Source organism: Dellaglioa sp. CoH-55-MRSF-6 (assembly GCF_056782215.1).
Window position 1 is genome coordinate 1 of sequence record NZ_JBXAYJ010000032.1, and the last position, 286, is coordinate 286.

Genomic DNA, 286 nt, shown 5'->3' on the forward strand with positions numbered 1-286 from the left:
GATGTAGTGGCGATTGAACAGGTTCGTCCCGTTCACCGCGAAGCGCCAGTTACGCGTGTCGTAACGCACGCCCGCGTCGAACAGCGTGACGCTCGATACCGTCAGCGAGTTGTCGGCCGCACCGGCCGACGCGCTCTGGTAGCGAATGCCGCCGCCGAGGCCGAAGCCGGCGAGCGGCCCCGTGTGCCAGGCCCAGTCGGTCCACAGCGACGCCATCTGGCGCGGCCGCGGAATGTCGACCGGCCAGTTGTTCAGCGTGACGTCGTTGGCCTGGATGACCTTCACG

The 286-nt window shown here is 67.5% G+C and carries 1 protein-coding gene; it reads right to left on the reverse strand.

Annotated elements, in window-relative coordinates; genetic code table 11:
* Nucleotides 1-286 (reverse strand): TonB-dependent receptor domain-containing protein (locus AC1RPK_RS07685; RefSeq protein WP_481769343.1); only part of this gene is annotated, 286 nt, incomplete at both ends.